Here is an 11,019-nt window from a genome sequence, read left to right as displayed (position 1 = left end):
CGCCCCATCCCCAGCCGCTGCGAACCCTGACCCGTGAACACAACACCCAGCCGACCGTCACCGACCACCGCCTCGGTCGCGGTCCAGGACGTCAGCTTCGCCGCCAGGTCGGCGCCGTCGCGGCCGACGAACGCGGCCCGGTGCGCAAGGTGTGCCCGGCCGGTGGCCAGGGTGAGGCCGATGTCCGCCGGGTGTGCACCCGAGTCCAGCCGCAGTGCCAGCTGCTCCGCCTGTGCGCGCAAGGCCTCCGGTGTGTGCCCGGAGAGCACCCACGGCACAACTGCGTCGACCGGCGCTTCGGCGCGCGGCTCGGCGTCCGGCGCCTGCTCCAGGATCGTGTGCGCGTTGGTGCCGGAGATGCCGAACGACGACACCGCCGCCCGCCGCGGCCGGTCCACCGCCGGCCAGGGGCTCGCCTCCGCCGCGAGTGTCACCGCACCCGCCGACCAGTCCACATGGGACGACGGCGTGTCGGCGTGGAGCGACTTCGGCACGAGCCCGTGCCGCATCGCCATCACCATCTTGATGACTCCGGCGACGCCTGCCGCCGCCTGTGTGTGCCCGATGTTCGACTTCACCGAACCGAGCAGGGCCGGTGTCTCACGGTCACGGCCGTAGGTCGCCAGGAGCGCCTGTGCCTCGATCGGGTCGCCCAGTTCCGTGCCCGTGCCGTGGGCCTCGATGACGTCCACATCAGACGCTGCCAGCCCGGCGCTGTCCAGCGCCAGCTTGATGACCCGCTGCTGCGACGGGCCGTTCGGTGCGGTGAGGCCGTTCGACGCGCCGTCCTGGTTCACCGCCGAACCCCGTACCACCGCGAGCACCGGGTGGCCGAGCCGCTGTGCGTCCGACAGGCGCTCCAGCACGAGCATGCCCACGCCCTCGGCCCAGCCGGTGCCGTCGGCGGCGTCGGAGAACGCCTTGCAGCGGCCGTCCGCGGAGAGGGCGCGCTGGCGCGAGAACTCCACGAAGGTGCTGGGCGTGGACATCACCGTCACGCCGCCGGCCAGCGCCAGCGTGCAGTCGCCGTTGCGCAGCGCCTGCGCGGCCAGGTGCAGCGTCACCAGCGACGACGAGCACGCCGTGTCGACCGTGACCGCGGGCCCCTCGAGCCCCAGGGTGTAGGCCACGCGGCCCGAGGCGACGCTGGGCAGGCTGCCGTTGGTGCGGTAGCCCTCGTAGCCGTCGTCGCCGAGCAGTTCCCGGTAGTCGCTGTACATCACGCCCGCGTACACACCGGCGCGGCTGCCGCGCAGCGACACCGGGTCGATGCCCGCCCGCTCCAGCGCCTCCCACGACGTCTCCAGCAGCAGCCGCTGCTGCGCGTCCGTCGCCATGGCCTCCCGCGGGCTCATCCCGAAGAACTCGGCGTCGAAGTCGCCCGCGTCGTGGAGGAAGCCGCCGGCCCGCGAGTAGGACGTGCCCACGTGCTCGGGGTCGGCGTCGTAGAGGGTGTCGAGGTCCCAGCCGCGGTTCGCCGGGAACTCGGTGACCGCGTCGGTGCCGTCCACGACCAGCTGCCACAGGTCCTCCGGCGAGCGCACGCCGCCCGGGTACCGGCACGCCATGCCGACGATCGCGATCGGCTCGCGTCCCCTCAACTCCAGTTCCTCTATGCGCTGGCGGGCGGTGCGCAGGTCGACCGTGACACGCCTCAGATACTCGACAACCTTGTCCTGCTGGCCGTGGTCATCCATCGCAGGTCCTCTTTCCATCAACGAACGGGGGCGGTGGGCGGGTTCAGTCCTGGGAGATGCCCAGTTCGCCATCGATGATCGTGAACAACTCGTCGACCGAGGCCGAGTTGATCTTGTCGGCGTCGATCTCGTCGACGGGTCCGGCCGCGTCCGTCTCCGCCTGCCGCAGCCGTCGGCCGAGCTGTTCGAGCCGGTCGGCCAGCGTCGCGTGGTCGGCCGTGGGGCCGGCGGCCGCGAGGGCCGCCTCCAGCCGGTCCAGCTCCTGGAGCGGGGTGCCGGTCCCGGCCGCCTCGGGCTCGGCGGAGGGCGCCAGTTCGTCCCGCAGGTACTCCGCGAGTGCCGACGGGGTCGGGTAGTCGAACAGCAGCGTGGACGGCAGCCGGCGGCCGGTGACCGTGTTGAGCCGGTTGCGCAGTTCGACGCCGGTGAGCGAGTCGAAGCCGAGCTGCCGGAACTCGCGGGACTGCTCGATCGCGGCCGGAGAGCCGTGGCCGAGGACAGCGGCGGCCTCGGTCCGTACGGCGCCGAGCACCAGACGGAGGCGTTCGTCGGGGGCCGCGCCGGCGAGCCGCGATGCCAGGGTGGCGACCTCCGCCGCCGCGGTGGAGGCTGCGGTTCGGCGGCCGGTGCCGGCAAGACCGCGCAACACGGCCGGTACGTCGCTCCTGGTGCGCAGCTTGGACAGCTCCAGCCGCATCGGTACCAGCGCCGGGGCGTCGACGGCCAGCGCCGCGTCGAACAGCGCCATGCCCTGCTCCGTCGTCAGCGGGGCCATGCCGTCGCGGGCCATGCGCGCGAGGTCCACGTCGGACAGCGTCGCGGTCATGCCGGTGCCCGGCGCCCATGCGCCCCAGGCCAGGGAGACGGCCGGCAGGCCCGCCGAGCGGCGGTGGGCGGCCAGTGCGTCGAGAAAGGCGTTGGCGGCGGCGTAGTTGGCCTGGCCGGCGCCGCCGATGACGCCCATGACCGAGGAGAACGTCACGAAGTGGGCGAGTCGCCGGTCCTTGGTCGCCTCGTGCAGGTTCCAGGCCGCGTCGGCCTTCGCCCGCAGCACGGTCGCCAGCCGCTGCGGTGTGAGCGAGCCGACCACGCCGTCGTCGAGCACGCCCGCGGTGTGCACGACCGTCGTGAGATCGGGGATGCTCGCGACCAGTTCGCGGGTGGCGTCACCGTCCGCGATGTCGCAGGCGACCACCCGCACCTGGACACCCAGGGCCGCCAGTTCCTCGCGCAGTTCCGTCGCTCCGTCGGCCGCCGGGCCGCGGCGGGAGGCCAGCACCATCCGGGTCACGCCCTGCCCGGCCAGGTGCAGGGCGAGCCTGCTGCCGAGGCCGCCCGTGCCGCCGGTGACGAGGACCGTGCCGCCGGTGGCGGGCCCGGTCGGCATCGTGAGGGTGATCTTGCCGATGTGCCTGGCCTGGCTCATGTACCGGAACGCGTCGCACGCACGGCGCACGTCCCACGAGCGCACCGGGAGCGGCGCCAGCGCCCCGGCCTCGAACAGCTTGCCCAGTTCGGCGAGCATGCCGGCGATGCAGTCCGGGGCGACCACCATCAGGTCGAACGGCAGGTAGCGCACGCCGGGCAGGTCGGCGGGGTCGCGCAGGTCCGTCTTGCCCATCTCCACGAAACGGCCGCCGTCGGCGAGCAGGCCCAGGGACGCGTCGATGAACTCCCCGGCCAGCGAGTTGAGCACGACGTCGATCCGCTGCTCGCCCAGCACCCCGCCGAACGCCCCGGCGAAGTCGAGCGTCCGGGAGGAGGCGATGTGGTCGTCCGCGACGCCGAGGGCGCGCAGCGTGTCCCACTTGCCCTCGCTCGCCGTGGCGAACACCTCGGCGCCCAGGTGCCGGGCCAGCTGGATCGCGGCCATGCCCACACCTCCGGCACCGGCGTGGATGAGTACGCGCTCACCGCCGCGCAGCCCCGCCAGGTCGACGAGACCGTGGTAGGCGGTGAGGAAGACCAGCGGGACGGCCGCGGCCACGTCGTCCGGCCAGGCCGCCGGTACGGGCGTGAGCAACCGCTCGTCGACGGCCGCCAGCGGGCCGAAGCCGCCCGTGATCATGCCCATGACGCGGTCGCCGACGCGCAGGCCGGTCACCTCGGGACCGACCTCGACGATCTCGCCCATGCCCTCGGCGCCGGGCGCGCCCGGGTCACCGGGGTACATGCCCAGGACGTTGAGTACGTCCCGGAAGTTCACGCCCGCCGCGCGCACCCGTACGCGCACGTGGCGGCCGGCCAGTTCGCGCTCGGCATCGGGGTACGGGACGAGTGCGATGTCGTCGATGCTGCCCCGCTTCGGGATGTCCAGCCGCCATCCGCTGCCGCCGGGCGGCAGCAGGCCCGCGTCCGCGCCGAGGCGCGCCAGCCGGGCGGCGTGCACGACGCCGTCCCGTACCCAGCCCTGCGGTTCGCCGGACGCCAGCAGCGCGCCGTACGCCGCCGGGAGGTCCCCGCCGTCCGGCAGGTCCAGCAGCAGGAAGCGACCGGGGTTCTCGGTCTGGGCGCTCCGCAGCAGACCCCAGACGGCGGCCGAGGCCGGATCGTCGCCCGTGACCGCGCCGTGTGTCACGAACAGCAGCGGTTCCTCACTGTCGCCGGACAGCCGCTTCTGCACGGCTTCGAGCGCCCTGGCCGCCGCCTCGTGCGCCGCCGCCGCCATGTCGCCGGCGGCCGGCGCGAACTCCAGTACCGCGGCGGGTTCGGCCGCCCCGGCCTCCGGCAGCGGCGTCCAGTCCAGTGCGAACAGCGAGTCGTACGCGAGAGCCGCGGCGGGCGTGGCGGCCGCCCGCAGTGTCAGCGACTCGACGGCCGCGACCGGTTCACCGAGCACGTCCGCGGCCGTGACGGACACGCCCGGGCCGTTCGGGGCCAGGCGGACCCGCAGCGCCGTCGCGCCTGCGGCCGGCAGGGTCACGCCCTCCCACGCGAACGGCAGGGCACCGGGCGGCACTCCCAGGTCGCCGAGGAACGCCACCTGCACGGCGGCGTCGAGCAGCGCCGGGTGCAGACCGAAGGCGTCCGCCCGGTCGGCCACCACGTCGGGCAGTGCGACCTCCGCGAACACCTCGGCGTCCCGCTGCCACACCGCGCGCACGCCCCGGAACGCCGGGCCGTAGTCGAGGTCCATCGCGGCCAGCCGCTCGTAGCAGTCGTCCAGCGGCAGGGCCTGCGCGCCGGCCGGCGGCCACTGGTCCCGCGCGAACGCCGTGTCCACCGCGGGAGCGTCCGCCGCGAGGTGTCCGGTGGCGTGCAGCGTCCAGGTGCCGTCGGCCCACGAGGACACCTTCACCGGGCGGCGGCCGTCCTCGGCCGCACCGACCGCGACCTGTACGGGGACCGAGCCGCGCGCGGGCAGCACCAGCGGCACGGCCAGCGTCAGCTCGTCCAGCCGTCCGCAGCCGGCCTCGTCGCCGGCGCGCAGCGCCAACTCCACGAAGCCCGTGCCCGGGAACAGGATCCGGCCGCCGACCACGTGGTCCGCCAGCCAGGGTTGCGCGGTGGCGGACAGCCGGCCGGTGAGCAGCACGCCGTCGCCGTCCGCCAGCCGGACGACCGCGCCGAGCAGCGGGTGGCCTGCCTGTTCGAGACCCGCGCCGGTGACGTCACCGGTCTCGCCGTCGTCCGGCCAGAACCGCTGATGGCGGAACGCGTAGGTGGGAAGGGTCACGGTGTGCGCTCCCGTGTCCGCGAGGAAGGCCGCCCAGTCCACCTCCGTGCCGCGCACGTACAGCTCCGTCAGCGCGGTGACGGCCCGGTCCTCCTCGGGCCGGTCACGGCGCAGCAGCGGGATCGCCCGGATGTCGGCGTCGCCGACGGCGTCGGGCACCAGGGCGCTGAGCGTCCCGTCCGGTCCGAGTTCGAGCACGGTGCGGACACCTGCGTCGGCCATCGCCCGGACGGCGTCCGTGAACAGCACCGGTTGCCGTACGTGCTGCACCCAGTAGATGCCGCTGTCCGGTGCGTCGATCCGTCCGGTGAGCGCCGACACGAACGGGATGCGCGGCTCCTGGAACGTCAGGTCCTCCAGCGTCTCGCCGAATTCGGCCAGCATCGGGTCCATGAGCGGCGAGTGGTAGGCGTGGGAGACCGGCAGCAGCTTCGTGCGGCGGCCCTGTTCGGTGAAGGTGTCGCGGATCTTCGCGACCACCTCGCCGACACCGGCCACCACGACCGACGTCGGCCCGTTCACGGCCGCGATGGACACTCCCTCCACCAGCAGCGGGCAGACTTCGCCCACGGTCGCCTCGACGGCGAGCATCGCCCCGCCCTCGGGCAGGGCCCCCATCAGGCCGGCCCGGGTGAGGACGAGCGTGGCCGCGTCGGCCAGCGAGAGCACTCCGGCGACATGCGCGGCGGCGATCTCGCCGACCGAGTGACCGCCGACCATGTCCGGCTCTACGCCCCACGACTGAACGAGCCGGTACAGGGCGACCTCCAGCGCGAAGAGCGCGGGCTGCGTCCGGCGGGTGCGGTCGAGCTCCGCCGCGTCCTCGCCCCACATGACATCCCGGACCTCGGTGCCCAGTGCCGCGACGACCTCGTCGTACGCCGTGGCGAACGCGGGGAACCGCTCGTACAGGCCGCGTCCCATACCGAGGCGCTGCGCGCCCTGGCCGGTGAACAGCACGCCCAGCTTGCCCGGGACGACCGAGCCCTGGACCGCGCCGGCCGGGCCGGCCAGCATGGCCCGCAGGGTGTCGCCATCCCGGCCGGTCACGGCGAGGCGGTGGGCGAAGTGCGTGCGGGTGCCGACCAGGGACCGCGCCACGTCGGCCGCACCGCCGGACGCGGTCGCGACCCGCGCCGCCTGCGCGCGCAGTGCCTCCGGCGTGGGCGCCGACACCACCCACGGGACCAGGACGCCGTTCGTCTCGGGCTCGGGCTCCGGCTGGGCGACCTGCTCCAGGACGACGTGGGCGTTCGTGCCGGAGATGCCGAACGACGAGACCGCAGCCCGTCTCGGGCGGTCCGTGTCGGGCCACGGTGTGGCCTCGGTGAGCAGGTCCACCGCACCCGCCGACCAGTCCACGTGCGACGACGGCTGTTCGACGTGCAGGGTCCGCGGCAGCATGCCGTGCTGCATGGCCTGCACCATCTTGATGACGCCCGCGATACCCGCGGCGGCCTGTGTGTGGCCGATGTTGGACTTCAGGGAGCCGAGCAGCAGCGGCGTCTCCCGGTCCCGGCCGTACGCCGCCAGCAGGGCCTCGGCCTCGATCGGGTCGCCGAGCCTGGTACCGGTGCCGTGTGCCTCGACCGCGTCCACGTCGGACGGGCGCAGGCCCGCGTTGGCCAGCGCGGCACGGATCACCCGCTGCTGCGAGGGCCCGTTCGGTGCGGTGAGGCCGTTGGAGGCGCCGTCCTGGTTGACGGCCGAGCCACGGACGACGGCGAGTACCCGGTGTCCGTTCGCGCGGGCGGCGGAGAGCCGCTCCAGTACGAGCACGCCGACGCCCTCGGACCAGCCGGTGCCGTCGGCGGCGTCGGAGAACGACTTGCACCGGCCGTCGGCGGCCAGGCCGCCCTGCCGCGTGAACTCCACGAAGTTGTCGGGGGTCGACATGATGGTCACGCCGCCCGCGAGCGCGAGCCCGCACTCCCCGGCCCGCAGTGCCTGTGCGGCCAGGTGCAGCGCCACCAGCGAGGACGAACACGCGGTGTCGACGGTGAGCGCCGGGCCCTCCAGGCCGAGCACGTACGCCGTCCGGCCCGACATGACACTCGGTGTCGTACCGGTCATGACGAAGCCGCGGGAGTCGTCACGCCGGCCGAGCAACGCTTCGTAGCTGCCGCCGAAGGTGCCGACGAACACGCCGGTCCGGGTACCGCGCAGGGAGGCCGGGTCGAGCCCGGCGCGCTCCAGCGCCTCCCACGAGGTCTCCAGCAGCTGGCGCTGCTGAGGGTCCATCGCCTTGGCCTCACGCGGCGAGATGCCGAAGAACTCGGCGTCGAAACCCGCCGCGTCGGGCAGGAAGCCGCCGGAGCGGGTGGCGACGGCGGGTGTGCCGTCGGGGCCGGGGGCGAACAGCGCGTCCAGGTCCCAGCCGCGGTCGGTCGGGAAGTCGCCGACCACGCACCGTCCCTCGGCGGCGACCCGCCACAGGTCCTCGGGGCCGGCGATGCCGCCCGGGAACCGGCACGCCATGCCGACGATCGCGATCGGCTCGTCGGCGGTGGCCGGGGTGACGGTGGCATCCTCGGTCCCGCCGGTGGCGGAGGCGTGCAGGAAGTCGGCGAGCCGGTCGGGCGTCGGGTGGTCGTAGACGACGGAGGTGGGCAGGGCGGTGCCGAGTGCGGCGACGAGCCGCTCACGGAGGTCGACGGCGGTGATCGAGTCGACGCCCAGGGCGCGCCACTCACGGGAGGTGTCGATCGCGGCCGTGTCCGTGTGCCCCAGCACGGTGGCGGCCTGCGCCCGGACGGTGTCGAGGAGCGCCGCGCGATCGAGCGCCGGGACCTCGGCGACGGCGACGGGCTCCGGTTCGCGCACGGGCGCGGCCGTGGCACCGGGACCGGCCATCCAGTAGCGGCGGCGGTCGAACGCGTACGTGGGCAGGTCGATCCGGCGGCCACCCTCGTACAGGCCGGCCCAGTCCATCGGCACACCCCGCACGAACGCCTCGGCGAACGACGCGTACACGCGGTCCAGGCCGCCCTCGCCACGGCGCAGCGTGCCCGTCACGACGGCCCGCACGCCGGCCGCTTCGACCGCCTCGGCGATACCGACGCGCAGCACGGGGTGCGGGCTGCACTCGATGAACGCGCGGTGTCCCTCGGCGAGCAGCGCGGCGATCGCGGGTCCGAAGTTCACCGTGCTGCGCAGGTTCCGATACCAGTAGCCGCCGTCCATCGTCGCGGTGTCCAGCCACTCGCCGGTCACCGTCGAGTAGAACGGCACCTCCGCGGTGCGGGGCCGGACCGGTGCGAGCAGGTCGAGCAGTTCCTCCTGGATCTTCTCGACCTGCGCCGTGTGCGAGGCGTAGTCGATGTCGATACGCCGCACCCGCACCCCGTCGGCGGTCCAGGTGTCGAACAGCGTCTCCAGCGCGGCGGGCGCACCGGCGACGACGACCGAGGCCGGCCCGTTGACGACCGCGATCTGCACGGACCCGTCCGCGGGCAGCATCCGCTCGACGCGCTCCACCGGCAACGGCACCGACATCATGACGCCCTCGCCCGCGATCCGGCGGGCGAGGGCCTGGCTGCGCAGCGCGACCACCCGCGCACCGTCCTCCAGGGACAGCGCTCCGGCGACGACGGCGGCGGCGATCTCACCCTGCGAATGACCGACGACCGCGTCCGGACGCACACCCCGCGCACGCCACAGCGCCGCCAGCGACACCATCACCGCGAAGGACACCGGCTGCACCACGTCCACGCGATCGAGGCTCGGCGCGCCCTCGGCCTGCCGCAGCACGTCCACCAGCGACCAGTCGGTGAACTCCGACAGCGCCACGGCGCATTCGTTGATGTGCTCCGCAAACACCGGCGACTCGTCCAGCAGCCGCGCACCCATGCCGGCCCACTGGGCGCCCTGGCCGGGGAAGACGAAGACGGTCCGGCCCTCGACGTCCGCCACACCGTGGACGACGGCGGGCGTCGCCTCGCCCCGGGCGAACACCTCCAGCCCGTCTCGGTCGACGACCACCGCCCGGTGCTCGAACAGCGAACGCGTCGTCACCAGCGAGTGCCCGAGATCCCGCGGATCGGCCTCCAGCCCGACCAGGCCGGCGGCCTGACCGCGCAACGCCGCCGCGGAGCGCGCCGACAGCACCAGCGGCAACGCGGCCGGGGCCGGCTCGGTGACCCGTTCCGCCGGGGCGGGCACGGGCGGGGCCTCCTCCATCAGAACATGGGCGTTGGAGCCGCTGAACCCGAAGGACGAGACGCCGCACCGCCGCAGGGCGTCTCCGCTCGTCCAGTCGCGCTGCCGCGTCAGCAGCTCGACCGCACCGGACGACCAGTCCACGTGCGGCGTCGGCGGTTCGGCGCGCAGGGTGGCGGGCAGGACGCCGTGCCGCAGGGCCTCGACCATCTTCACCACGCCGAGCACACCGGCCGCGGCCTGGGTGTGACCCAGGTTGGACTTCAGCGACCCCATGTACAACGGCCGGTCGCGGTCCTGTCCGTAGGTGGCGATGAGGGCCCGGGCTTCGATCGGGTCGCCGAGCGGGGTGCCGGTGCCGTGCGCCTCCACGGCGTCCACCTCGGACGGACGCAGGCCCGCGTCGGCGAGTGCCGCGACGACGACCTCGCGCTGCGCCTCCTCGCTCGGAGCGGTGAGTCCCGCCGAAGCGCCGTCGGAGTTGATCGCCGAGCCCCGCACCACGGCCAGCACCTGGTGCCCCGCGGCGCGTGCCGTAGACAGGCGCTCCACGAACAGCACGCCAGCGCCCTCGCTCCACGCGGTGCCGTTCGCGTCCGCGCCGAAGGGCTTCGGCCGCGCGTCGGGCGACAGTGCGCGCTGCCGGCTGAACGCGACGAAGGCGGCCGGGGTCGGCATGACCGTGACGCCGCCGACGATGGCCTGCGCGCATTCCCCGCCGCGTATCGACCGCACCGCGAGGTGCAGGGCGACCAGCGAACTGGACGAGGCCGTGTCCACGGTGAGCACGGGCCCGCGAAGGCCCAGTTCGTAAGCGATACGGCCGGAGGCGACGCTGCCCGCGGTGCCCGTGTGCAGATGGCCCTCGGCGCCGTGCGCGTTGGTCAGCCCCGGCCCGTACTCGTGCGCTTCCGCGCCGACGAACACGCCGGTGGCGGTGGAGCGCAGCGTCGCCGGGTCCACACCCGCGCGCTCCAGCGCCTCCCACACGACCTCCAGCAGCACCCTCTGTTGCGGGTGCATGGGCTCGGCCTCACGGGGTGAGATCCCGAAGAACGTGGCGTCGAACTCGGCGGCGCCGGCGAGGAATCCGCCCTCGCGCACGTAACTCCGGCCCGGCGCGGTCGGGTCGGGGTCGTACAGGGCGTCGAGGTCCCAGCCTCGGTCCGTCGGGAACGGGCCGAGGACGTCCTCACCGTCGCACAGCAGGCGCCACAGCTCCTCCGGCGAGTCGATACCGCCGGGAAGGCGGCACGCGGTACCGACGATGACCACCGGGTCGATCACTTCCGGGTTCTCGTTGCCGGCTTCGCTCATGACGCGGGACCACCTCAGACCGGTAGGTACGACAGGGACTCAGCGGTGGAGCGTATGGCCGGCCCAACCCGTTTTTCCCTACAGGTGCGGCACCGGCGCAGGTGGCCTGCGCGGCCGTCGCCGATCTAGGGAATTCCGGCCGTCGGCGGTGGGATGAATAGGACCTCGGGG

Annotated in this window: 1 protein-coding gene and 1 pseudogene; both read right to left on the bottom strand. The window is 74.1% G+C overall.

Annotated elements, in window-relative coordinates:
* Positions 1–1,697 (bottom strand): type I polyketide synthase (locus IE142_RS29785; protein ID WP_191888613.1); only part of this gene is annotated, 1,697 nt, incomplete at its 3' end.
* A 43-nt stretch (positions 1,698–1,740) separates the two neighbouring features.
* Positions 1,741–10,812: pseudogene (locus IE142_RS29780) on the bottom strand (type I polyketide synthase); the annotation flags it as partial.
* Between the last annotated feature and the right edge of the window lie 207 nt (positions 10,813–11,019).

Source organism: Streptomyces mutabilis (assembly GCF_014649815.1).
GTDB classification, from domain to species: domain Bacteria; phylum Actinomycetota; class Actinomycetes; order Streptomycetales; family Streptomycetaceae; genus Streptomyces; species Streptomyces mutabilis.
This window is presented reverse-complemented; position numbering and strand designations above follow the sequence as displayed.